Raw genomic sequence first — 22,686 nt, 5'->3', positions numbered from 1 at the left:
CAACAGCGGCGCGATCACCGCCCACGCAGCGTCAGAAATCTCCCCATCCCTCACGACCAGACCAACGATCCGATGATCGGAAAGACACCCCCTAGCCCGCCACCGATGGCCAGCCAGAGGACGAGCATCAGCGGCGGCAGCAGTCGGCTCGCCCACCGCAGGGGTGCGGACATGAGAACTCCCGAGCACTTCTCTCGATGATTAAGAATCTCAATGATCGAGGTAAATTGAAGCACGAACCCGCGGAGCCCTGTGGGGTGGTCGGTCGGAGGGGTGCCAGGCGTGCCCGAGCTCCACGGCGCTCACCGTGTCTTCCGCGCAGCGGCACGGTTCGGATGCAGTCGGTGGGAGAGGCGATTCGCCGAACGGCGGGGGCGCGCCGCCGGCCCGCGCAAGATGCGCCGGGCACGAGCCACGGGCGACCGGGCCACGACCATGAGCCACGGGCCAGGGCCGCGGAGCCCGGTCTTCGGGTCGATCTGGCCGCAGCCGCTCAGCGGCGGGGGACGTGCAGCTCGCCGAGTTCGTCGTTCAGCGCGTCGAAGTACCGCTGCACGACCGCGAGTTCTTCCTCGGTGAACCGGTCGCGTGCCCGGCCCGCCGCCTGGGCGAGGGGCAGGAAATAGGACCGCGCCACGGCGCGGGCGCTGGGCACGTAGTGGATGCGTACCACCCGCCGGTCGCCGTCCGCCCGGCTGCGCCGGATGTGGCCGGCCTTCTCCAGCCGGTCGAGGCAGGCCGTCACCGCGCCGGAGGTCAGGCCGAGATGATCCTTGAGCAGCCCCGGAGTGGCCGTGTCGGGGTGGTCGAGGACGAAGGACAGGGCGTGGATGTCTGTCGGGTGCAGGCCCTGGGCGATCGCGAAGCCGTGGACCAGACGGTTCGTCTCCCCGATCGTCCGGCGCAGGGCGACCGCGAACTTCTGCGGATCAGCACTGCTTTCGTGCTCCGCCGCGGCCTGCCGCCCTTGCCCGTCACCCACCCGGCAAGCATAGGTGGAAGCCGCGCGAACGGGGAATCGACGCCGCCCCCTTACCTGTGCCTGGTCAGCACCTGGGTCGGCACGGGCGTCCGAGCAGGGCCTCGGAGACGAGACGCACCCCTCGGGAGAGCCGGCCCAGCTGTTCCAGTTCCAGGGCGTACATCCGGATGCTGTTCTCGATGAGCGCCTCGGACACGCCTATGGCCGGAAGTTCGACGCGGCTGGTCTGCAGGGCCTCGCGCACCGCCCGCATCTCGTGCTGCAGGTGGAGCTGGACATGGCGGACGAGCAGCGCGGGATGGCGCGTGAGCGTCGCGTAACTTCCGTAGCGGGCCGGGAGCAGCTCCCTCAGCCACCGTTTGGCGCTGCGTTCCCAGTCGTGCGTACCGGGGGCATTGACCTGGAGGGGCCAGTCAGGGCTGCGCGTGAAGGTGGCCGTCTGAGGCATGCTCGTCACTTCCGAGGGGTGGAGAAGCTCTGATCGAGGTCGGGGACGCGGCGGCCTCGGCGAAGGGGTGGCCGAGGCCGCCGCGGCGCTCCGGGCGTTCCGAGAACCGTGCGTGTCACCCGGGTGCGCCGGGGAGGGGTGGCGCACCGAGTGGCTGTTCGAGAGGACGTGCGGTGTCCTCCTGGTGTCCGTCCGGCCGGAACGCCGCCGTCAGTAAACATATATACCGTCGAGTAAGCAAGAGTATGAAAGATTTCATGCAAACTTTGATCGTGAATATCTTTCTTCAGGATCTCGCCCGAACGGCCCGCCGGAGCGGGCCGCAGGGGGACGGACAGCCGCGTGGGGACATGGGGCGGCCGGGGTTCGGTCAGCCGACCGTCCACTTCTGGTTCGTGCCGCCGGTGCAGGTCCACAGCTGGAGCCGGGTGCCGTTGGCCGAGCTGTTGCCCGTCGCGTCCAGGCACTTGTTCGCCTGGATGTTCACGATGTCCCGGGCTCCGCTGACGGCCCAGCGCTGGGCGCCCGTGCCGTTGCAGTCCCACAGCTGCACCAGGGTGCCGTCCGCCGTACCGCCGGAGGCGGCGTCGAGGCACTTGCCGAGCGCGCGGATCGTGCCGTCCGAGCCGACCGTCCACTGCTGGGCGGCGGTGCCGTTGCAGTCGTAGAGCTGGATCGGGGTGCCGTTGGCAGTGTCGGCCGCGGCGACGTCCACACACTTCCCGCCGATGCCCGTGATCCGGCTGCCCGTGCCGGAGGTGTCTCCGGTGGTGACGCGGACGTGGTCGACGACGAGCTGCTGGGGGAAGGCGGTGGAGCCGTCCGGGTCGCCGGGCCAGTAGCCGCCGACGGCCAGGTTGAGGATCAGGAAGAACGGCTTGTTGAAGACCCAGCTGCGACCGTCCAGGTCCGCGGGCGTACGGGTCTGGTACACGACCCCGTCCACGGACCAGGTGATCCGGTCGGGCGCCCAGTCGACGGCGAAGGTGTGGAACGCGTCGGCGAACGCCTGCCCGCCGGGCAGCGTGTAGCCGGCGCCGATGCCGCCGGAGCCCGAGTAGCCCGGGCCGTGCAGGGTGCCGTGGACGGTGGAGGGCTCGAAGCCCACGTTCTCCATGACGTCGATCTCGCCGGAGTTGGGCCATCCGACCTGACCGATGTCGTTGCCGAGCATCCAGAACGCCGGCCACATGCCCTGGCCGCGGGGCACCTTCATGCGTGCCTCGACCCGCCCGTACTGGGCGGTGAACCTGCCGGAGGTGTTCAGTCGGGCCGAGGTGTACTCGCACCGTCCGTACCAGCACTGGTAGTTGCCGGGGTTCTCGCGCCGCGCGGTGATGACCAGGTGGCCCTGCCCGTCGAGGGCGGCGTTGGCCGCGCCCGCGGTGTAGTACTGCCGCTCGTGGTTGTTGACGTTGTCGCCCGTCTCGATCTGCCAGCGGCCGGCGTTGACGGCGGAGCCGGCCGGGCCGTCGAAGTCCTCGTTGAACGTGACGACGGCGGCCTGGGCCGCCGGGGCGGTCCGGGTGTCGACCGCGGTGGAGGGCCCGGGGGCGACGGCGGCGACACCGAGCAACAGGGCGGCGCCGGCGAGGGCCGACAGGGCCTTGCGGAGGCGTCGGGGGCTGGGCGGGGAGGAGTCCATGCTCTCTCTTCCGTCTGGGGTGTGGGGGAGGAGGCGGCCCTTCCGGAGGACGGAGTGGGGGCGCGCCGATAGGGGGGCCGTGCCGACGGCGCGTCGACGTCCGGGGCGGCCGGCCCTTTGTTGTGTACATGATTTAAGAAGTGAGTTAAGGGTCCGTCAAGGGTCGGCGCACGCCGGGAAGGCCCACCCGGCCGGCCTCGCGAAGGCCGGCCGGGTGGGGCGCGTCACCGCCCGGGGCACTCCTTCCACGCGAGGTGGTAGACGGTGCTGATGTCGCCGTCCGTGGAGTCCATGGTCATGTAGCTGGTGCGGGCCGGGTTCGACGTGCCGGCGTTGACGCGGAGCTCGGTGTTGATGTTGAAGTTCCGCTGCACTCCGCACGGGGCCCAGACGAGCTGGGCCCAGTCGGTCGTGTCGGTGGCCTGCCAGTTGTCCTCGTAGGGGCCTCGGAAGGCGTGCGTACGCGATGCGGTGCTCGGGGAGCCCTGGAAGTAGTAGGAGGCCTTCTCGGTGCTGCTCGCGCCGGGCTGGAGGGAGGCGTAGCCGCGGTAGTCGGCGCTGGCGATGGCGTACGTGAAGCCCTGGGGGACGTGCACGACGAGGTTGAGCTGACAGTTCTTGCGGGCGGCCGTGGGGGCGGAGTCGCCGCCCACCTGCGCCAGGTAGTCGCTGTAGGTGACGGTGAAGGCGGTGTTGTCCTCGGACACGGCGATGGCGGCGGTGCCCAGGGGGCAGCCGGAGCCGTTCACCGTGGCGATGTCGATGACGATCCGGTCCGGGGGCGGGTCGGTGATCGACGACGGGTCCGCGTGGGCGGGCAGGGCCGAGGCGCACAGCGCGGCGGCTGCCGCGCCCACGAGTAAGGGGATTCTTCTCATGGTCTTCTCCCATCCAGAGCTCGGGACGTGGTTTCGTGCAGGGGGGTGGTGCAGTCGGCAACTGTTGAAGCATCATGGACATGCCATACGTCCGGGCCGACGTGTCCCCGCCGCTCCGGGCTGCGGTGGGGGGTGCTGGAATGCTAGGAGTCCCGACGCCGAAGGGCAGTGCGGAGCCCGGCCAACAATGGCCCCGTCAGTCGCCCTTTTCTGGCTCGGACGCAGCGGTCGGCGCCTCAGGGATCCCACCCGCATCACGCGCGCCACACCCCTCGCCCGTGGTCGGTCACGGACCGACCGTGCTCAGGCGAGGACGTTGACGGCGCTCAGGCGAGGACGTTGACGGCGCGGGCGACCACCAGCCCGAGGATCAGCAGGGAGACGAGGGACTGGATGCCCATGGCGATCTTGGCCCAGGGCGCCAGGGGCATCACGTCGGTCGGGCTGAACGCGGTGGCGTTGGTCAGGGCGAGGTAGAGGTAGTCGACGAAGCGGGGCCGCCAGCCGGCGCTCGCCACTTCGGGGTTGAGCTGCTGAGGGAAGGCGAGCGCGGGCGTGCGGGGCATGTGGTGGGCCCGGGCCGCCGCCCCGCCGCAGTCGAGCTCGAAGTACAGCAGGGAGAAGGCGAGCACCGTGCAGGCCCACACCGTGCCGCCGGTCTGCAGCAGGCTGGTGGCGGAGCCGGTCTCCTTGCCGCCCTGAAGGATGTCGTCGACGAGCTGGACGGTGGACCAGACGGCGCTGAGCGCGAGAACGCACACCAGGGCGATCGACGTGCTGCGCAGGACCGTCGAGCGGCGGTCGATCCGGCCGGGGTCGCCGGCGATGAGCGCGAGCAGGAGCAGTCCCTCCACGGCCGGGAGCACCCAGCGAGGCGCGAGGCGGAGGTCGTCGGGGAGCAGGACGGTCAGCACCATGGCGGCGAGGACGGCCGTGGCCATCGGCCAGCGCGCCTCGCCGAGGTCCTCGTGCCGGCTCGGGCTCGCGGTGGGCTCGGTGATGCGTCCGGTCACGGTGGCGGCCCTTACGGTCGAGTGCGGAGTGGCTGTCGCCGTCCTGCCCTCGGAAGATATAGCGGTCCGGTGGGCAGGCGGCGGATCTCGAGGGCAGGCACGCTCGGGACGACCGCTGTCGTCGTAGTCAGTGCCGTGCCGTGCCGTGCCGCGGCCGGACCGCCCGCGCCGACCAGGGCACAGGGAGGGGAGAACGCCCCGTCAGGAGGCGTCGCGGCAGGCGATCCGCAGGGAGCCGCCTCCGGTGCGCCGGGGTGCCTTCAACGGACCGGTCGGCAGCGGGCCGAGGCCGAGCAGGGCCGCCGTGGCTTCGGCCGCCGTACGGTGCCAGAGCGGGGCGCCGCGGAGCATCGTGTGGCCGCCGGGGGACATGCGGATGCTCAGGACCTGGGCCCCGGCGGCCTCCGCCCGGCCGAGCAAGGACCAGGTCTCCGGGGCGGCGGTGATCCGGTCGGACTCGTCGTGCAGGGCGACGACCGTGCGGCCGCGGAGATGGTCGACGGGCTCCCCGGGGGGACACCATGGGGCGAGCGCGACCACGCCCTTGACCTCCGGCTCGCCGGCCGCGCGCAGTGCCGCGCGGGCGCCCATCGAGTGACCGACGAGGACGACGGGAACGGGGCCCACCAGATCCCGGAGCTCGCCCAGGGCGCGTACCGTGTCCGCGACCGGGTGGGCTTCGGCGCCGTTCCAGCCGCGGTGCCGGTAACGGACCCGGGCGACGAGCACCTCCGCGGGGGCGGTGGCCCGTGCGATGGCGCCGGCGAAGGGCTGCATGCGCAGGGCCGGGAGGTTCAGCAGGGGCGGAGCCTGCAGCGCCTCGGCCTGTCCGCCGTGGAGGAGCAGGACCGCCGCGGCGACCCGCTCCGGGGGACGCTGCCCGAGAACGGGACGCAGAGCCGGGCGTGAGCCGTCGACGGACGGGCGTCGCGGGATCTTCACTGTCCACTCCTGTCGTGCGTCGAGACGGGCCGACTCCCGCGCGCCGCACCGGCCGCGGCGAGGAGGCGGGGAAGGGGCCGCCGGTCCGGTGAGCATACGCGGCGGCGCCCGAGCCGCCCCTCGTACGGTCCCGTCACGCGATCACTCGGCGTCGGGGCGCCGGCCGGAGGTGCGACTGCGCCGGACCGCCCTCCGGGCGCGCTGCCTCGCGTCGTTGACAGCTCTCGATCTCGATCGATCTAATGCGGACGCACAGCACTCGGACCTGTGGGGTCCGCTCGTCAGGGAGGGGCCAAGTCGTGGGCGTGCACACCGGCGTGCCGGACAACGCACCGGCCGGGATCGCGGAGCTGTACGAGCGGGACCGCACGTGCCGGACCCTGGGCATCGCCCTGGAGGAGGTCGCACCGGGCCGGGCGCTGATGCGCATGCGGGTGGGCGAGGACATGGTGAACGGCCATGGCATGGCGCACGGCGGGTTCCTGTTCCTCTTCGCCGACGCGGCGTTCGCCTACGCCTGCAACGGCTACGGGCCGGTCACGGTGGCCCAGTCCGCCCAGGTCACCTTCCTGCTGCCGGCCGCGGTGGACGACGAGCTGCTCGCCGAGGCCGTGGAACGGACGCGCTCGGGCCGGAACGGCATTTACGACGTGACGGTCCGGCGCACGGACGGAACGGTGGTCGCGGAGTTCCGCGGGCAGAGCGTGATGCTGGCCGGCCGAGCGCAGCCCCGGGGCGACTGAGGCCCGGGCGGCGACGCCCGTGACATCGCCTGCCCGGCCCCCGCGGCAGCCGGCGGGCGCCCACCCCGGCCGGCTGCCGACGGCTCCCCGGGCAAGCGGCCGGTGTCCTCGACCCGGTCGCCGGCCGTCCGACCCCCTGGCGTGCGACCAGCCGCCCCACCCGGTCGCCGGCCGGCCCCTGGCGTGCGACCGTCCGCCCAGGCCTGCGGCCGGCCGCCCCTCTGGCGTGAGACCGGCCGCACCACCAGGCCTGCGGCCGTCCGGCCCCTGGCGTGCGACTTGGCCGCCCACCAGGCCTGCGGCCGGCCGCCCCCCTCAACTGGCCGGACGCTCGTCCACCACCTGCTGCAGCTTGCCCGTCCTCGGGTTGGTGACCAGCTCCGACCGGGGCACCCACTCGATGCCCAGCTCGTGGATGGCGCCGTCCGCGACCTCCGCCGGGAAGAGCGGCCGGGCCGCGTAGACCGCCTCGACGAGCCGGGCGCTCAGGTCCGCCGGGGGCTCCTCGACGTAACCCAGGCGCAGGATCAGGCCGTCCCGGCCGTCCCAGCGGCGCTGCACCATCTGCATCCCGGCGATGTACCGGTCCGGGTCCGCCTCCACGAGCACCGCGCGGACGTCCTCGATCGGCATGGAGACCGTACCGACGCGCCCGCCCTCCATGGAGCGGCCCAGCAGCCGGAACCGCCGGCACTCCGGGTCGACCCACTCGGCGCGGTCGCCGGCCGGGAACCTGATGACCGGCATGAGCGTGCGGAACAGGTTGGTGACCAGGAGCCGGCCCGGCACGCCCGGGGTGGTGATCGGCTCGCCGGTGACGTCGTCCACGAGTTCCACCACCGTGCGGTGCGGGAACGCCTCGTGCACCCGTACGTCCTCGCCGGGGACGGGCCGTCCGACGAGACCCGCGTCGATGGAGGCGTAACCGACCGAGGCGATGGCCGCCTTGGGGAAGGCCCGCAGCAGGATCGGGCGCAGATCGGTGAAGAGCAGGTCGCCGCCGAAGAGCAGCAGTTCCACCGAGTCGGCGGTCAGGCCGCGGCGGACGAGGCATTCCGCCACGGCGGCCAGCTTCATCGGGACACCGGCGAGGACGTTCACTCCGAAGTCGCCGATCAGGTCGGCGACGAACTCGTTGGGGGCGCCGGCCCCGACCGGCAGCCGGACGTTGTCGACGGGGGCCGCGTGCAGGGCGTGTTCGATGTAGAGCATCCCGCCGTACAGCTCACCGGCCCAGAAGAGATTGGCCACCCGGTGCCCCGGCTTCAGCCCGGCCCGCACGATGCCGGCGCCGAACGCGGTGACCGAGTCGGCGTGCTCCGACCGCGACCAGACCGACAGCTTGGGAACACCGGTGGTGCCACCGGTCTTGTAGACCCCGGCGTCGGTCAGCGGTCCGGTCAGCACCCGGTTGTCCGGCCAGGTGTTCGCCGCCCAGAACTCCGTGTGGTCGATGACGGGGAGCTGGGTGAGGTGCGAGACCGTCCGCGGCACGTCCCGGTACGCCTCCGCGTAGAACGGCGAGTGGGTGCGGGCGAAGTCGACGAGCTCCTGAAGGGATTTGGCGGGCACTACCTCTCCTGCTCTCTGTCGTCGGATTCCGGCCGGCGCCCGATCCAGGTGCGTGCGAGTCCCTGGACGACGGAGCCGTCACGGTCGGTCAGCTTGCTCTCCAGATAGGCGGCCGCCCAGGGGCTGGTGGGGACGCGGAAGGCCGGCCGCTCGGCCCGCAGGGTCCGTACCACGACCTCGGCGACCTCGGACGCGGCCTGCCCGGCGCCTTCCCATCCCTGGTGGGTGACCCAGTGGACGTAGTCGGCGAAGGTGGGGGCATAGGGGCCGGAGGCGGCCTCGATGGTCTTGCGGTTGACGTCCGGGAAGATTCCGAACGAGGTGTCCCTGACGAAGCCGGGGACCACCACGGAGACCTTCACCCCGTGTGCCTCCGCCACCGGGGCCAGGCTCTCCATGAAGCCTTCGACGGCGAACTTCGCCGCGCAGTAGGCCTCGTTGAAGGGCTGCCCCACGATGCCGTGGACGCTGCCGATGGTGAGGAGGCGGCCCCGGGCCGCCCGGAGCAGCGGCATCGCGGCCCGGCTCACCTCGACGACCCCGAAGAAGTTCACCTCCAGATTGGCGCGCAGCGCTTCCGTGGTGGACATCTCCAGGGTCGGGTCGAAGTTGGAGACGCCCGCGTTGTTGACCACGGCGTCCAGCCGGCCGTACGCCTGCCGCACGCCGTCGACGCAGCGTGCCACGGAGTCGGGGTCGGTGACGTCCAGTCGGCGGATGTCCAGCGTGACCCCGGCCCGGTCCGCCGCCTCCCGGAGCGCCCCGGCGCGGGCGGGCTCGCGCAGGGTGGCGACCGTGGCGAAGCCGGCCCGTGCCGCGGCGATCGCCGTGGCCAGCCCGATGCCCGAGGACGTGCCGGTGATCAGCACGACCCGAGGCTCCCGGTCCGCCGCGGTCATGAGGTGCCCTCGGCCAGAGCCGGTGCGGCGTCCCCGCTGTCCGCCTCCGGCGCCCGCTGCCGCTCGGCCGCGTCCAGCAGGGGCTGGATCCGCAGCGCCGGAAGGAAGGAGCAGGCCGCGAGCAGCGTGCCGCCGGCCATGGTGACCCGGGCCGCGTCCAGCACTCCGAGCGGGCCGGTGAGCAGGCTGACCGCCAGACCTCCGACCAGGGCGGCCAGCGGGATCACCCCCCAGGTGGCGGTCCGGAAGGCCGCGTGCATCACGCCTTGGTTGTGCACGGACATCCGCGACTGCCGGATGGGCGCGCTGCACACGTTGATGCAGGACATGAAGAAGCCGTAACAGCCCATGGTCACGGCGATCACCGCACCGGCCGGGAGGGCGGGTGCGGCCAGCACACCGAGCCCCACCAGACAGTGCAGCAGCAGCGCCCAGGCCAGCATCCGCCCGCTTCCCAGCCGTTCACCGGCCTTCGGCGCGACGGCCGCGCCGACCAGCGCGCCCACCGCCGCCACCGACATGGCGGCGCCGAAGACCCCGACGGAGACGCCAAGTCCCTGGTACGCGAGGATCGGGAGCACGGTGACGAACACGGGGCCGCCGCAGTTGAGCGTCACGGCCGCCACCACCACCCGGCGCAGCACCGGGTCGGCCCAGTTCAGCCGGAAGCCCGCCGTCAGCCGCTGCCACACCGACCCCTCGGCGACGGTCCGCTCGCCCCAGGGCCGCATGGACCGGATGCACAGGGCCGAGACCAGATAGCTGGCGGCGTCGACGAGCAGGGCGGCCACGCCCAGCGCGCTGTAGAGACCGGCCGCCAGGGACGGCCCGGAGACCTCGGAGACCGAGCGGGTGCCCTCCAGCCGGGAGTAGGCGCGCACCAGGTGGTCCTTCGGCACCACGGCGGGCACGGCGACCAGGTAGCCGATGGTGAAGAAGATCGTCGCGCCGCTGATCACCGCCACGCAGGCGAACAGCAGCGGCGTGGAGAGCCGGCCCTGCCAGTACGCCAGAGGGATCACGGCCACCGCCGCCAGCCGCGCGAGGTCGCAGGCGAGCAGGGTGCGGCGGTTGTCCCACCGGTCGACCAGCACGCCGGCGAGCGGTCCGAGCAGCGGGATGCCCAGGTACTGGGCCATGGCCACGATGCCCACCTGGAAGGCGGAGGCGTCCAGGACGAAGATCATCACGGTCGGTACCACGAAGACGGTGACGCGGTCGCCGACCGTGCTCACCGACTGGCCGATCCAGAAGCGGTTGAACTCGGGGCCCAGGGACACCGGCCGCCGGGGCTTCACCGTTCCTCCCGCACCACGAGGCCCGCGGTCTTGCCGGTGCGGTCGTTGCTGATCAGCTCGGCGACCGGGCGCACCCGGAAGTTCTCCGGATCGTGCTGGAAGGCGGTGCTCAGGGTGAAGGTCTCGGCCAGGAGCTCCTTGCGCAGCCGCTCGACGTCCACCGCCGCGCCCGGGGCGGTCAGCAGCAGCACCTCCACGGCGCCGGCGCGCCCGCCCGTCTCGGAGATCACCACCTGGGCGCGGGAGACACCCGGATCGCGCTCCACGCGCGCGATCACCTCGTCCACGTCCAGGCCCAGGCCCCGGACCTGGACCACGCTGTCGCGGCGGCCGAGCACCCGCATGGCCGGGCCCGGCCGGCCGCACGCACAGGTCACCAGGCGTCCCGCGTCGCCGGTCCGGTAGCGCAGCACCGGATTGAGCATCTCGGGGTCGAGCGTGGTGAAGTCCAGCAGGTGGTCCTCGCCCACGTGGACGAGCTGGTGGGGCAGGGTGTGGAAGGTGTCGGCCGGGCACTCGGGCGTGTTGGTCCCCACCACCCACGTCTCGGTGCTCCCGAACATGCCCCAGCGACGGGCCCCCGGCGCGACCGCGGCCATGTCCTCCTCCAGCTGCGGCTGCCAGGCCTCGCCCAGCCAGAGCACCTTGCGCAGCGCGGGCAGTTCCACCCCCGCCGCCCGGGCGTGGGCGAACCAGAGCCTGAGCACGCTCGGCGTGCCACCGATCGCCGTCACCTCGCGCGCCGCGAAGAAGGCCAGCCACTCGGCGTACTCGTCCTTCGTGACCGAGCCCAGCGCGATCACCTCGCAGCCCGACAGGTCGGCCAGGGCGGCGGCCAGGAAGTGCGCGCCCCACATGCGGCCGGCGCCCCAGGCGTTGACGAAGACGTCCTCGCGGTCCAGCGGTTGCCAGTGGGCGTGCACCCCCGCCATGTAGAAGCCGGTGGGCGCGTGGCCCAGTTTGGGCGCGCCCGTGCTGCCGCCGCTCTGGAAGAGCCAGGTGGCGCCGTGCTCGGCGCGCGGTCGCAGGTGCGCCAGTGCCACGTTGAGGTCGTCCTTGAGCAGCGGAGGGAGCGCGGCGAGGCCGTCGAGGGTACGGACGTCCCCGCAGTCGCGGTAGCGGGCTGCCAGGTCCGGCACCTGCCGCAGGCGCTCCAGCGTTCTGCGGGCGACCCGCAGCCGCGGCTCGGCGGCCTCCTGGGTGAGCGAGAACATCGCGGTCAGCTCCTTTCCGTCGGTGAGGTGAACGGGGGACGACCGGACGGCGCTCCGCCGCCCGGGTCGGCGAGGTGCCTGGCGTGCGCCTCCCGGTAGGCCGTGAACCGGGCCCGGGTCACCTCCCGTTGGATCGTCCGGCGCGGATCGCCGGGATCACGGGGTATGACACCGTCGGGCTCCAGTTCGGAGAACCAGAACCGCCGGCCGTCGTGGAGGAAGTCGACGCAGAAGAAGGGGATGGGCAGCCGTTCGGCGAAGTAGGCGGTGGCCTTGGCCAGTTCCTCGGGGACCGGCACGAACTCCATGGTGCCGCCGCGGCTCGCGTTGGCGACCGCCGAGCCCGGTTCCGGGGTCCGCTTCAGGACCGTGTGGGCCGCGCCGTCGATCACGTACACCCGGTAGTCGACCGTGCCGTCCCCGAGGTACGGCTGGACCACCAGCGTCGTGTCCCCGCCCTGGGCGAGGCTCGCCAGGCCCCGGATGTCCCCCGCGCTGCGCGCCAGGTTGATGCCGCCGCCGCCGCACCAGCCGGCCGGCTTGACCACGGCCGGATAGGTCATGTTCCCGAGCGCCACCTCGTACAGGTGCTTGCTCACATCGCGCCCGGTGCCGATGCGGACGGACGGGATCGGGGGGATCGGCGAGCCGCCGAGGTGGAGCAGGGTGGCCAGCTTGTCGTTGCCGATGAGCGAGATCTCGGCAGGAAACGGCAGGTAGAACCCGGCCTGTTCCAACACCGCGCACAGGGCGTACTGGTTGAAGACGTCCATCTGCTGGTACGGCAGCGAGTAGAGCGCGGTGATGAACAGGGTGTCCTCGGGCGTGACCGGCTCGTCGTCCACGTAGACCCGGGTGCGGCCGGGGTCCGTGCAGTCCACGGTCACCGCGTCGGGGGAGTGCCGGGTCCAGCTCATGCCCAGGTCCTCGGCGACCTCCGCGTAGAGGTCCCAGAACATGGCGTGCCAGGACTCGGTCGTCCGGGTCGACTCCCGGTCGGGGAAGATCCAGCACATCCGGCGCAGCGGGCCGGCGGCGGAGCGGTCTGGGGAGGGATTCACAGGGTGTCCTCGGGTGCGGTGGGTCGGGGGTGCGAGGCGCCGGTGGGCCCGTCCTGGGCAGGGGCCCGGTCCGCCCACCAGCGGCGGCCGGACTCGGGGAGGGTGTCCAGCGGGTCGTAGTAGGGATGGCGCCGCGCCAGCGTGCTCTCGAGGTCCGCGTCGGGCGCCTGTCGGACCTCGAGCTCGGTGCGGTAGTTCTTCGTCCAGTACGAGATGCCGCGCTCGCGGTCGTAGGCGGCGGCCTGGTGCACCCAGCGCTTGCCGACGTGCGGTACGTCGCACACGATCCGCGGGGTGGCGTAGCCGGGGAGGTACCCCATGATCGCCTCCTGGAGCCACTGGGCCTGGTGGAGGGAGGTCCGCCAGTGCTCGGCGTGGGGGATCAGGTCGCAGAGGTAGAAGTAGTACGGGAGGATGCCCGCCTCGCCCTGGAGCGCGAAGCAGAGGTCCAGCAGGTCCTCGGGGGTGGCGTTGACCCCGCGCATCAGCACTCCCTGGTTGCGGACGTCCCGGACGCCCGCGTCGAGCAGGGCCCGGGCGGCCTCGGCGACCAGGGGAGTGACGGACTGCGCGTGGTTGGCGTGGGTGTGCACCGCGAGGTTGACCGCACGCCGCGCGGCGACCCGGGCGACCCGCCCCACGCCCTCGACCACCTCGGGCCGGAGCCAGTGCTGGGGCAGCCCCACCACGGCCTTGCTGGCCAGCCGGATGTCGCGGACCGATCCCAGGTCCAGCAGCCGCATGAGGAACGCCTCCAGCTGCGGCCAGGGCACGTTGGCGACGTCACCGCCGGACACCACCACGTCGCGCACGGCCGGCGTGCGCTTGAGGTAGTCCAGCATCTGCTCCTGCCGGTCCCGCGGGCGGAGCACGAGCCTGGCCTTGGTGATCTGCGGGGTGGAGGTGCCGACCAGGTCCATCCTGGTGCAGTGCCCGCAGTACTGCGGGCAGGTGGCGACCAGCTCGGCCAGGACCTTGTTGGGATAGCGATGCGTGAGGCCCTCCACCACCCACATGTCGGCCTCGTGCAGCGAGTCCCGTCCCGCCTTCGGATGGCTCGGCCACCGAGGGTGCCGGTCCGAGCGCACCGGCAGCATGTACCGGCGGACCGGATCGGCGAGGAACGCCTCGGTGAACGCTCCCGGCTCCAGGGCGGCCCAGGGCGCCATGGTGTTGAGCATCTGCGGGGTGACCAGCATCGCCATCGTGGCGAACTCCGCCTGGTCGGCGGCCAGATCGTCACAGAAGCGGTCGGTGAGCAGGTCACCGGCGACGGCCTTGAGCTGGCGCAGGTTCTTCACGCAGTGGGCCCGCTGCCACTGCGCGTCCCGCCATTCGCGCTCCGTGACACGGCGCCAGCCCGGCAGCCGGCGCCAGTCCGGCTCGGTCAGCGGGGTCCGCGCGTACTGGTACGGCTGCCGGATCATCTGACGTCCCCGGCCTAACGGGCGGTCAGAAGGGTGGCGAAGCGGGTCCGGAGCTCACGCTTGAGCACCTTGCCGGTGGGGCCGAGCGGGAACTCCTCCGGCGTACGCGCGATGCGCACCGCGGCCAGCGGGGTCAGCCCGGCGGCGCCCAGGGCCTTGTTGGCAGCCTCCTGGACCTCCTCCGCGGTGCTCTCGGCGGCCTCCGCCTGCAACCGGATTACGGCGACGGGCAGTTGGCCCCGGCCCGGGCCGGCGGGAACACCGATCACCGAGCAGTCCTGCACCAGCGTCGCGCAGTCGGCGAGCAGGATCTCCTCGATCGGCAGGCTGTACGCCGGACCGTCCGCGGTGTCGATGACGTCCACCGTGCGGTCGAGGTGGTAGAAGCGCCCCTCGGAGTCCCGACGGGCCACGTCGCCGGTGAGCCAGTAGCCGTTGAGTTCGAACGTGCTGGTCAGTTTGTCGTCGTTCCAGTACCCGGGGGTCCGGGACGGCGTGACCACGCCGAGCATCCCCACCGTGCCGTCCGGGACCTCCTCGCCCGCCTCGTCGAGCACCGCCGCCTTCGTCACCACCTCGAGGGGCTTGCCGACGCAGCGGTCGTCGCGCTCGCTCTCCGGGGTGGTCATCTGCCCGAACAGGGCCATGCCCATCTCGGACGAGCCCAGTCCGTCCACGAACTGCGAGCCGGGCAGGGCGGGCTGCTCCTCCCTCTCCTGCGGCAGCAGCCAGGGCCTGATCAGGCCGGCGGGCCGCTCACCGAGCTGCACCAGCCGGCGGATGTGTCCGTAGTGGGCGCTGTCGCCGGTGTTGAACCAGGAGTGCACCTTGGCCGCGCCCTTCACCGGGAGTTCGCCGGTGGCCAGTTCCACGAAGGTGCGCGGGAAGGAGGCGATCATGGTGGGCTGGAAGGCCTCCATCACCGGCTCGACGACCGCGCGCCGCCAGTCGGACATGACCACGGTCGGCAGGCCGAGCAGGGTCGCGGTGAGGAAGTAGCTCAGCCCGCCCGCGTGGGTGTGCGGCATGAGCGACATCAGCCGGTCGTAGTCCTCGGCCGGGAAGCGCACCATGCGCGGCTGCTTGCCCTCCCAGAACTGGCGGTGCGCCAGCTTGGTGGACTTCGGTGTGCCGGTGGTCCCGGAGGAGTGGATGAGGGCGACCACGTCGTCCGCGGCGTGCCGGTACGGATAGACCTCGGGGAGCTCGGCGGACCCGGCGTCGAAGGCGTGGAGTTCGGCCGCCATGGCGATGAAGCGGGGACGGCGGTGCGGGGTCTCGCGGTACGCGGCGGCCAGTCGTGTGGGGTCGTCCGCGACCACTCCCACGACACCCACGTGGTTCAGGTAGCGCACCATCACCTCGTGCCGCATGGCGTCGTTGACCAGGGCCGGGACGGCCCCCAGCGCGGCGAGCGCGAGAAAGTGCAGCACCGGCTCCAGGCCTTCCCCGACCACCACGCCGACCGGGTCGCCGGGCCGGACGCCGTTCGCCCAGTACCACTTGGCGTACCGGTCGCGCAGCGCGGCGAGGTCGAGCAGGCTGTGACCGCGCAGCTCGACGGCGCCCCGGTGGTCGACGCGGTGGGTGAAGGCGTACGGGACCGCGTGGTGCGGATTGACGGCGATGGCGTGGTCGAGGAAGTTGCCGGCTCCGAGCGTGGGCTCGGTCATCAGCCGCTTTCTGGCGGCGAGAGGGGCGATGGACGTGTGGTCGCTCATGGCGGTCTCCCGTTACGCGCCGCCGGGACGGGGCCCTGGTGGGGCCGGGGCCCGGCGACTGGTCGAAGGCTTGCTGTTCTCGGCGGAACTCGTGGTTCGGCTGCCTTGCCCGTGGGGTCGTGAGGCACGCCGCACGGCCTGGGCCCGGGCGCGTGGGGACGCGCCACGAGCGGGACGGGGGAGGGTGCCGGCGGATCCGGTCGTCGCGTCGCCGAGGCGACGACGACGCGACGACCGACAGGGGTGTGATCCGCGGCGGGTCGGAGAGCAGGGGTACGTTCGGGGCCCGTCGGGCCCGAGGGGTGGGGGGTGGGGCGGTTGCCGGTGGAGCGGTTGCCGACGGGACGGTTGCCGGCGGGACGGTCACGGACGGGGCGGTCACGCACGGGGCGGGCGGTTCGTCGACGTCGCGGCGGGAGCGGCCTACGGCTCGTGCCGCGTCCCCCGGCACGACCCGTACCGTGGCCTCACGGTCGGGCGAAGACCTCCGCAGCCACCCGGCGGCCGGAGCGGATCGCCCCCTCCAGCAGCCCGAAGAACTCGGTGCTGGTCTCCGTGCCGGCCCAGTGCACCCGCAGGTGCGGTGCGGTCAGCGTCGGGCCGTGCCGCACCCAGTCGCCGGGCCCGAAGAGGGATGCGTAACACCCCTTGCTGTAGGGCTCGTTGACCCAGTCCGTCACGTGGAAGCCCACGGGTTCGGGAAGCATCGGGAACAAGCGGGCCGCCTGCTCGACCGCCGCCGAGCGCTGCGCGCGCGGATCGAGCGCGGCGAAGCGGTGGGCCTCGCCGCCCGTGACGAAGCCGGTGAGGACGCCGACCCCGGCTCCGGCCCCGGCCGGCGAGTCGTCCACGGTCGACAGCAGGGGACCGTCGGCGTTCACCGACCACCCCGACAGGCCGTGGTCCCGCCACACCGGTGCCGGGTACACCAGGTGCACCTTGACCGCGCAGCCCCGCGCGGTGCGGTCGCTCGCCCGGCGCACCGGCGGCTCGGGCCGGTGGTCGACGGCGTCGGCCAACAGGGGCGGCAGGGCGATCACCGCGACGTCGGCCCGGTACTCCCCGCCCGCGCCGCGGACCGTGACGCCGTCGGCGTCCTGGTGCACGGCGTGGACCGGCTCACCGAGTCGCACCCGGGACCCCAGCCGGGCGGCCAGCCGCTCGCACACCTGATGGGCGCCTCCGTCGACACGGTCCTGCTGGGCGCCGCCCTCGAAGGCGTTGAGGTAGCGCAGCCCGCCGCCCGAGCGCAGGTAGAAGGCCACGTGCAGGATGGACACCCTGGCCGGGTCGGCCGCCATCATCTCGCCCAGGAAGAGCGGGAAGAAGAGCTGGGCGTCCGGATGCGTGAGGTGTTGCTCGGCCCATGCCTCGGCGGTCAGCGCGTCCAGTTCCCCGGCGCCCGGGGTGAGCCAGGGCGCGTCGGGGCGGACGGTCGCGGTGAGTTCGTCCAGCCGCTCGAAGAGATCGCCCAGGGCCACGGCGTTGAGCGGAGGGAACCGGCCGTCCCGGGTGGTCTCCGCGGTCCCGAGGGCGAAGCGGCTCGCCCCCCGCATGGTGGTGGGCGTCGTCTTGAGGTCCAGCTCGGCCAGCAGGGCGTGGAGCTCCGTGTGCCGGTCGCCCAGGTAGGCGGCACCCGCGTCCACCCAGCCGTCGGGGGAGACCTGGAGTCCGCGGGCCCGACCGCCGACCCGGTCGCGTGCCTCCAGCACGGTCACGTCGACCCCGCCGGCGACCAGTTCGGTCGCGGCCGTCAGCCCGGCGAGTCCGGCCCCGACCACCACGGCGCTGGTGACGGCTCCGGAGCGCTGGGAGGTGCCGGCGACGAGGGTCCCGTCGCGGGGCGTCACCGGGCGGCCGCGATCTTCTCGGCGAGTCGTTCGGGGGTCGGAGCACCGAGGAAGTCCTCGAAGGTCAGCTCCACCCCGTAGGAGCGGGCGATGGCGCTGAGCACCCGGGTGGCGACCAGCGAGTCGCCGCCGAGGAGGAAGAAGTCGGAGTCCGCCGAGATCTCGTCGACCTCCAGAACGCGCCGGAACATCGCCACCACACCCTCGGTGTCGGCACCGGCAGGGGAGCCGGCGGGAGCGCCTGGGCCGGCAGGCGAACCCCCGGCGGCTGAGGCGGTGGTGTCAACGCTCATCAACGGTCTCCTTTGACCTGTTCACGGTTGCGTAACGCTGATGCGAGGCTTTTCTGTCGACCTTGCCGCTTGTGGTCAGCACGAGCTGCGGGACGACGGTGATCCGGCTCGGTACGAGGTGGGTGGGCACCCGCTCGCGCAGGTAGGACCGCAGGTCGGCGTCGAGATCCCGCGTCACGGCGTGCGGCCGGGGCACCACATAGGCGACCAGTGCCGCGCGGCCGACGGTCGTGGCGCCGGTGACGGCCACCGCGTTCACCGCGGGGTGTCCGGCGAGGTGCGCCTCCACCTCGGCCGGGTCGACCCGGATGCCCCGGATCTTGATCTCGTCGTCGATCCGGCCCTCGTGGGTGAGGAGCCCGTCAGGGGACCTGCTGACCCGGTCGCCGGTGCGGAACCGGCGTTCGCCGCCCACGCACGCGTAGGCCTTCTCGGTGGCCCCGGGCAGCCCCGGATAGCCGAGGGCGAGCGCCGGGCCGCCGATCAACAGCTCGTCCTCGTCGCCGATCTCCTCGACGACGTGGGGCAGGGGCCGTCCGATCGGCGCCCTGGTGCCGCCGTCCCAGGCCGGGACCGGGGCGCCGGGCCCGTGCAGATCGACGGCGTGGGTGATCAGGGTCGTCTCGGTGCACCCGTACGTGTTGACCAGGCGGATCCGACCGGTGTCGAGGCGGCTCCAGTCGGCCAGCCGGGCGGGGCTGACGGCCTCCCCGCCGATCACCGTCAGCCGGACGCAGTCGGGGAGGGGCGTCCCCTCCTCCGCGAGGTGGAGCACCAGCTCGTGCCAGAAGGCCGTGGGCAGATCGAGCACGCTCACGCGTTCGCGCTCGACCATCCGCAGGAACCGCGGAAAGGATCCCGAGTGCGCTTCGCGGTCGAACACGAGGGTGGCCCCCGCGGTCAGCGTGGGGAGGATCTCCTCCAGGGAGGTGTCCCAGTTCAGCGAGGCGAACTGGAGCACCCGGTCCTCCTCGGTGAGGGCGAAGAGGTCACGGAGCGAGCGCACGGAGACCGAGATGGCCCGGCGCGGCGTCGCCACCGGCTTCGGCCGGCCGGTGGATCCGGAGGTGAAGAGGACGTACGCGGCGTCCTCGGGGCGCACCTCCCGCCCGCAGCCGTCGACCGCCGTGGCCCCGGCCTCCCAGTCGAACTGGACGACCGGTAGGTCGAGTTGTGGAAGAGGCGCCGCATCGAAGGCGATGGCCGCGCGACACTCGGCCGCCGACGCCATCTCCTTCTGCCGCGCCGGCGGAAAGGCCGGATCGACGGGGCAGTAGACGCCCCCGGCCGCCAGCACGCCGAGCAGCGCGACGACGGTCTCCGGGGTGTGGGCCGCCGGCACGGCGACCGCTCCGGGCCGGGCCCCGAGCCGCCCCGCGAGGTCGTTCACGAGTTCGTGCAGCCGGCGGTACGTCACGACCCGCCCTTCATGGACGAGAGCCGCACGCTCCGGGTCGCGAAGCGCGGCTTCCGTGAAGTCCCTGATGAGGTCCGGGGTGGTTCCATGGGTCTCGCACTGCATCGACTTGATCGCCCCAAATAAGCTTGAAAGCGCCTGTCCGTGCCCGACGAACGGGGACTCTACCTCCGAACATGTGTGGCCACAACGGAAGTTGAGGAGAATGGGGCGATCTCTGTGGACATCGCGTGAGTGCCCGCGCTCCAGCAGGTCAGAGCCCCTGCGAAGGTTCCGCTTCCACTTCGGCGGAGCCCCCGGTTCCATCCCGCCGGCACACGGCGGGCGCCGCCGGAAACACGCTGCCCAGAGGCGGCCGCGCGCGGCCCCCGACCCAGGGGCGGCCGAAAGCCATGGGGCAGAGTGGACGGCATGACCACATACGAGACGATGTCGTGTCACCTCGAGACCGAGCGGCTGACACTGCGGCCGTGGGCCGAGTCTGACGCCGCCGAGTTCCGCGCCCTCCTCGCCGAACGCGGCAAGGAGCCGCCCACGGTCGAGGCCCTCCGGACGTTCATCGCGGAGCTGCTCGCCGCGACGGAGAACACGGGCATCGCCCTGTTGCCCATCCAGCGCCGTGAGGAGGGCGACTTCATCGGCTACTGCGGGCTGATCACCGGCCGCGCCACCCTGGACGAGCCCGAGATCGCCTACGAGCTCTTCCAGCGCGTGCACGGGCGTGGCTACGCCACCGAGGCCGCCGGAGCGGTGGTCGAGGCCGCGATCGCGACCGGGCGGAAACGGCTCTGGTCGACCGTCGGCGCGTGGAACGCCCCGTCGTTGCGGGTGCTGGAGAAGCTCGGATTCGAACGGGACCGCGTGTCCACGGAGGAAAACGGCGAAGTGGTCTGGCTCACGCGCTCGTTGCCGTGACGCGAGCGTCCGCTACGGCATACTGACTGGCCGGTAACAATGGACTCCTCGTCCCACAGAACCGGCCGCCCGTCACCCGCTCGGAGGAACCCGATGGCCTCGCACTCACGCTCCGCTCTGCTGCTCGCCGGACTGCTCGCCTCTGCGGGAGTGGCCCATTTCGTGGCGCCGAAGCAGTTCGACGCCATCGTGCCGGAAGCGTTGCCGGGGAGCCCCCGCGCCTGGACCGCCGCGAGCGGCGCGGTGGAACTCGCCCTCGCGGCAGGTCTCGCGCTTCCGGCGACCCGCCGAGCGAGCGCCCGTGCCGCCGCCGTGTTCTTCGCCGCGGTGTTCCCGGCCAACGTCAAGATGGCCTACGACTGGCGTGACCGGCCGGCGTCGGCCAGGGCGATCGCCTACGCGCGCCTTCCTCTGCAGGTCCCCCTCGTCCTCTGGGCTCGCCGGGCCGGCCAGGTCACGCAGGAGGCGCCCCGCGGCTGAGGCCGGCCGGCGTCGGCCGCGCCGGTGGCAGCGCGCCGCCCACCGCGGCCTCCCGGCGGGACGACGACCGGAGCCCGCGGCCTCAGGGACGAAGCGGAAAGGTCACTGCTCGGGCGGCGGCAGCGGTCGGGCGGCGAGGGCCTGGGCCGTGGCGTGAAGATTGGCGGCCATGGTGCGCCCGGTCCTGCGGGACCAGTCGTGTCCGCGGTCGTCGTCCAGGTAGTCAGGACCCGCCCCGGGACCCAGGTGCCAGTACGTCCAGGCCTGACCCGGGACGGTGTAGCCGATGTCGCAGAGCGCTCCGGAGATCTCGCTGATGACGTGGTGGGCGCCGTCCTCGTTGCCCGTCACCACGACGCCCGCCACCCGGCCGTAGGCGACCGGCCGGTTCTCGTCGTCGGTCTCCGACAGCATCGCGTCCATGCGCTCCAGTACGCGCTGGGCCACCGACGAAGGCCGGCCCAGCCACGTCGGCGAGGCGATGACCAGGATCTCGGAGTCGAGGACGCGCCTGCGGATGCCGGGCCACTCGTCCCCGGCCCCTTCGTCCGAGCTGACGCCGGGCGAGATCGCCAGATCCACGGCCCGGACGAACTCGACGTCGACGTCGAGCTCCCGCAGCCGCTCCGCCACCACTTCCGCCAGGGCGTGCGTGTTCGAAGGGGTCGGGCTCTTCTTCAGGGTGCAGTTGATCACGAGGGCCTTCATGGCCTCACGGCTTCCCCGTGGGCACGTTCCGAACCAGGGCGCTCCGCCATCCGGGCCCGGCGCGACAGGCTTCCCCCGAGCCGTGGGCCGCCGCGCGTCGAGGCATAAAGCGGAGGTGACGGCGCGGTTCGGGCGGCGAGCGGATGTCCCGTACGGTGGGAAATCATGCGAAATTGGATGTTCGGCGGAATTTACGGGACCGTCCTGGCGAGCGCGCTGCTCGCGGCGCTGCAAAGCGAAGGAGAACGCTTCGCCCCGGTCTACCCTTGATTCTGGCCAGTGCTCCGGCGTTTACGCCGGGTGGAGGCTATCTCAGAATTGCTCTGACCTGCACGTAGGCACGAGTCCGTGCTGTTCGTCTCAGTTCGCGGGGCGCTTCTGGTTCTCGATGTACTGCTTCACGACGGCCAGAGGCGCCCCGCCGCAGCTTCCGGCGAAGTGGGAGCCGGACCAGAAGTGTCCGCCCCACGGGTACCGGCGTACGTGCGCGTCGTACTCCTTGCGCAGCAGGCGGACGGAGACGCCTTAACCCCTAACGAAATGACCTTCTGGCTCGTTGGATGGCTTCCAGACCGTTGATCTGGGGGTGCCGGGTGGCTCGGCGAAAGCCATGGGAAGTCGACGACGAGCTGTGGGCGATGATCGAGCCAATCCTGTCGAAGGCCGAGCGTCGGATCCGTCATCCTGACCGGAAGAGGCACCCGGATCGGCTGGGGTTCCAGGGAACCCTGGTCTACCGGGATCGAGTGGGAACATCTCCCGCAGGAACTAGGTATCGGGTCGGGCATGACCTACTGGCGACGCCTGGCCGAGTGGTTAAGTGAGCGTGCAGGTTTAAGACAACCTGACGGCCGGTGCGTACGTCGGGATTTGGGTTTCGGTGTGGTGGCATGAACCGCATATGTATGGTGATCGCTATGCAGCTCAGGTACGGGTTCCGTCTGTATCCGAACGGCTCGCAGCGTTCAGCGTTGGCCGGGGCGTTCGGGTGCGCTCGGGTGGTCTTCAACGACGCGCTTCGTGTCCGTGAGGACGCCCGTGCGGCTGGGCTGGCGTTCGTCACCTCCGGCGAGCTGTCCAAGCGGCTCACGGCGTCGAAGAAGACGCCGGAGCGGGTTTGGCTCGGTGAGGTGTCGTCGGTGATCCTCCAGCAGTCCCTTCGTGACCTGGACACCGCCTA

General features: G+C 72.2%; 21 protein-coding genes and 2 pseudogenes. 5 read left to right on the top strand and 18 right to left on the bottom strand.

Annotated elements, in window-relative coordinates:
* Positions 1–493: 493 nt before the first annotated feature.
* The 6 genes from ACIGXE_RS36265 to ACIGXE_RS36240 form a co-directional block, all read right to left on the bottom strand.
* Positions 494–982, bottom strand: a complete 489-nt coding sequence (locus ACIGXE_RS36265; RefSeq protein ID WP_399754383.1) for a MarR family winged helix-turn-helix transcriptional regulator — start codon at positions 980–982, stop codon at positions 494–496.
* Between the two features lie 64 nt (positions 983–1,046).
* Entirely contained in the window at positions 1,047–1,430 is a 384-nt protein-coding gene (locus tag ACIGXE_RS36260) for a hypothetical protein (RefSeq protein WP_399754381.1), read from the bottom strand.
* Positions 1,431–1,800: 370 nt separating this feature from the next.
* Positions 1,801–3,075 (bottom strand): ricin-type beta-trefoil lectin domain protein, encoded by a 1,275-nt coding sequence (locus ACIGXE_RS36255; protein ID WP_399754380.1) that lies wholly within the window; start codon positions 3,073–3,075, stop codon positions 1,801–1,803.
* 224 nt (positions 3,076–3,299) lie between these two features.
* Positions 3,300–3,953: a DUF4360 domain-containing protein gene (locus ACIGXE_RS36250; RefSeq protein WP_399754378.1), complete on the bottom strand. Its 654-nt coding sequence runs from the start codon at positions 3,951–3,953 to the stop codon at positions 3,300–3,302.
* 326 nt (positions 3,954–4,279) lie between these two features.
* Complete coding sequence (locus tag ACIGXE_RS36245) at positions 4,280–4,966, bottom strand: hypothetical protein (RefSeq protein WP_399754377.1); 687 nt, start codon at positions 4,964–4,966, stop codon at positions 4,280–4,282.
* A 201-nt stretch (positions 4,967–5,167) separates the two neighbouring features.
* Entirely contained in the window at positions 5,168–5,908 is a 741-nt protein-coding gene (locus ACIGXE_RS36240) for an alpha/beta fold hydrolase (RefSeq protein ID WP_399754376.1), read from the bottom strand.
* A 299-nt stretch (positions 5,909–6,207) separates the two neighbouring features.
* On the opposite strand from ACIGXE_RS36240, the gene paaI reads away from it, so the two are divergent.
* Positions 6,208–6,651 carry a hydroxyphenylacetyl-CoA thioesterase PaaI gene (paaI, locus tag ACIGXE_RS36235; protein ID WP_399754375.1) on the top strand — a complete coding sequence of 148 codons (444 nt, stop codon included), beginning with the start codon at positions 6,208–6,210 and terminating at the stop codon, positions 6,649–6,651.
* A gap of 315 nt (positions 6,652–6,966) precedes the next feature.
* On the opposite strand, the gene ACIGXE_RS36230 is transcribed toward paaI, so the two are convergent.
* The 10 genes from ACIGXE_RS36230 to ACIGXE_RS36185 all read right to left on the bottom strand — a co-directional run bounded on the left by ACIGXE_RS36230 (position 6,967) and on the right by ACIGXE_RS36185 (position 19,508).
* Complete coding sequence (locus ACIGXE_RS36230; RefSeq protein ID WP_399754373.1) at positions 6,967–8,223, bottom strand: phenylacetate--CoA ligase family protein; 1,257 nt, start codon at positions 8,221–8,223, stop codon at positions 6,967–6,969.
* The gene (locus tag ACIGXE_RS36225; protein ID WP_399754371.1) at positions 8,223–9,122 is read right to left on the bottom strand and encodes an SDR family NAD(P)-dependent oxidoreductase; all 900 of its coding nucleotides are present in this window, start codon (positions 9,120–9,122) and stop codon (positions 8,223–8,225) included. The genes ACIGXE_RS36230 and ACIGXE_RS36225 overlap by 1 nt, the downstream gene beginning before the upstream one ends.
* On the bottom strand, positions 9,119–10,420 hold the full coding sequence (locus tag ACIGXE_RS36220) for an MFS transporter (protein ID WP_399754368.1): 1,302 nt from the start codon (positions 10,418–10,420) through the stop codon (positions 9,119–9,121). The genes ACIGXE_RS36225 and ACIGXE_RS36220 overlap by 4 nt, the downstream gene beginning before the upstream one ends.
* Positions 10,417–11,634 carry a phenylacetate--CoA ligase family protein gene (locus tag ACIGXE_RS36215; protein ID WP_399754366.1) on the bottom strand — a complete coding sequence of 406 codons (1,218 nt, stop codon included), beginning with the start codon at positions 11,632–11,634 and terminating at the stop codon, positions 10,417–10,419. Before ACIGXE_RS36215 ends, ACIGXE_RS36220 begins: the two co-directional genes overlap by 4 nt.
* 5 nt (positions 11,635–11,639) lie before the next feature.
* Positions 11,640–12,695 (bottom strand): RimK family alpha-L-glutamate ligase, encoded by a 1,056-nt coding sequence (locus ACIGXE_RS36210; protein WP_399754364.1) that lies wholly within the window; start codon positions 12,693–12,695, stop codon positions 11,640–11,642.
* Complete coding sequence (locus tag ACIGXE_RS36205; protein ID WP_399754361.1) at positions 12,692–14,122, bottom strand: KamA family radical SAM protein; 1,431 nt, start codon at positions 14,120–14,122, stop codon at positions 12,692–12,694. Before ACIGXE_RS36205 ends, ACIGXE_RS36210 begins: the two co-directional genes overlap by 4 nt.
* Positions 14,123–14,136: 14 nt before the next feature.
* Complete coding sequence (locus ACIGXE_RS36200) at positions 14,137–15,843, bottom strand: class I adenylate-forming enzyme family protein (protein ID WP_399754359.1); 1,707 nt, start codon at positions 15,841–15,843, stop codon at positions 14,137–14,139.
* A gap of 467 nt (positions 15,844–16,310) precedes the next feature.
* Positions 16,311–17,693 (bottom strand): flavin monoamine oxidase family protein, encoded by a 1,383-nt coding sequence (locus ACIGXE_RS36195; RefSeq protein ID WP_399754357.1) that lies wholly within the window; start codon positions 17,691–17,693, stop codon positions 16,311–16,313.
* Complete coding sequence (locus ACIGXE_RS36190; RefSeq protein ID WP_399754355.1) at positions 17,690–17,986, bottom strand: acyl carrier protein; 297 nt, start codon at positions 17,984–17,986, stop codon at positions 17,690–17,692. The genes ACIGXE_RS36195 and ACIGXE_RS36190 overlap by 4 nt, the downstream gene beginning before the upstream one ends.
* Positions 17,976–19,508, bottom strand: coding sequence for an amino acid adenylation domain-containing protein (locus tag ACIGXE_RS36185; RefSeq protein WP_399754353.1), 1,533 nt, complete (start codon positions 19,506–19,508; stop codon positions 17,976–17,978). The genes ACIGXE_RS36190 and ACIGXE_RS36185 overlap by 11 nt, the downstream gene beginning before the upstream one ends.
* Before the next feature lie 306 nt (positions 19,509–19,814).
* Between ACIGXE_RS36185 and ACIGXE_RS36180 the strand changes: the two genes are divergently transcribed.
* Both ACIGXE_RS36180 and ACIGXE_RS36175 read left to right on the top strand, forming a co-directional pair.
* On the top strand, positions 19,815–20,318 hold the full coding sequence (locus tag ACIGXE_RS36180) for a GNAT family N-acetyltransferase (RefSeq protein ID WP_399754351.1): 504 nt from the start codon (positions 19,815–19,817) through the stop codon (positions 20,316–20,318).
* Positions 20,319–20,411: 93 nt separating this feature from the next.
* Positions 20,412–20,798, top strand: a complete 387-nt coding sequence (locus ACIGXE_RS36175; RefSeq protein WP_399754349.1) for a hypothetical protein — start codon at positions 20,412–20,414, stop codon at positions 20,796–20,798.
* Positions 20,799–20,900: 102 nt separating this feature from the next.
* On the opposite strand, the gene ACIGXE_RS36170 is transcribed toward ACIGXE_RS36175, so the two are convergent.
* Together ACIGXE_RS36170 and ACIGXE_RS36165 are read right to left on the bottom strand one after the other, a co-directional pair.
* Positions 20,901–21,506, bottom strand: a complete 606-nt coding sequence (locus tag ACIGXE_RS36170) for a flavodoxin family protein (RefSeq protein WP_399754347.1) — start codon at positions 21,504–21,506, stop codon at positions 20,901–20,903.
* 360 nt (positions 21,507–21,866) lie between these two features.
* A pseudogene (locus ACIGXE_RS36165) lies at positions 21,867–22,031 on the bottom strand (transposase); the annotation flags it as partial.
* 68 nt (positions 22,032–22,099) lie between these two features.
* Here ACIGXE_RS36165 and ACIGXE_RS36160 point away from each other — a divergent pair.
* Both ACIGXE_RS36160 and ACIGXE_RS36155 read left to right on the top strand, forming a co-directional pair.
* Positions 22,100–22,322, top strand: a pseudogene (locus tag ACIGXE_RS36160) (transposase); the annotation flags it as partial.
* Between the two features lie 101 nt (positions 22,323–22,423).
* The coding region (locus tag ACIGXE_RS36155) for a helix-turn-helix domain-containing protein (RefSeq protein WP_399754346.1) at positions 22,424–22,686 on the top strand (263 nt) is incomplete at its 3' end.

Origin of the sequence: Streptomyces sp. NPDC053431, from assembly GCF_044544925.1 — a bacterium.
In the GTDB taxonomy this organism is placed as follows: domain Bacteria; phylum Actinomycetota; class Actinomycetes; order Streptomycetales; family Streptomycetaceae; genus Streptomyces.
This window is presented reverse-complemented; position numbering and strand designations above follow the sequence as displayed.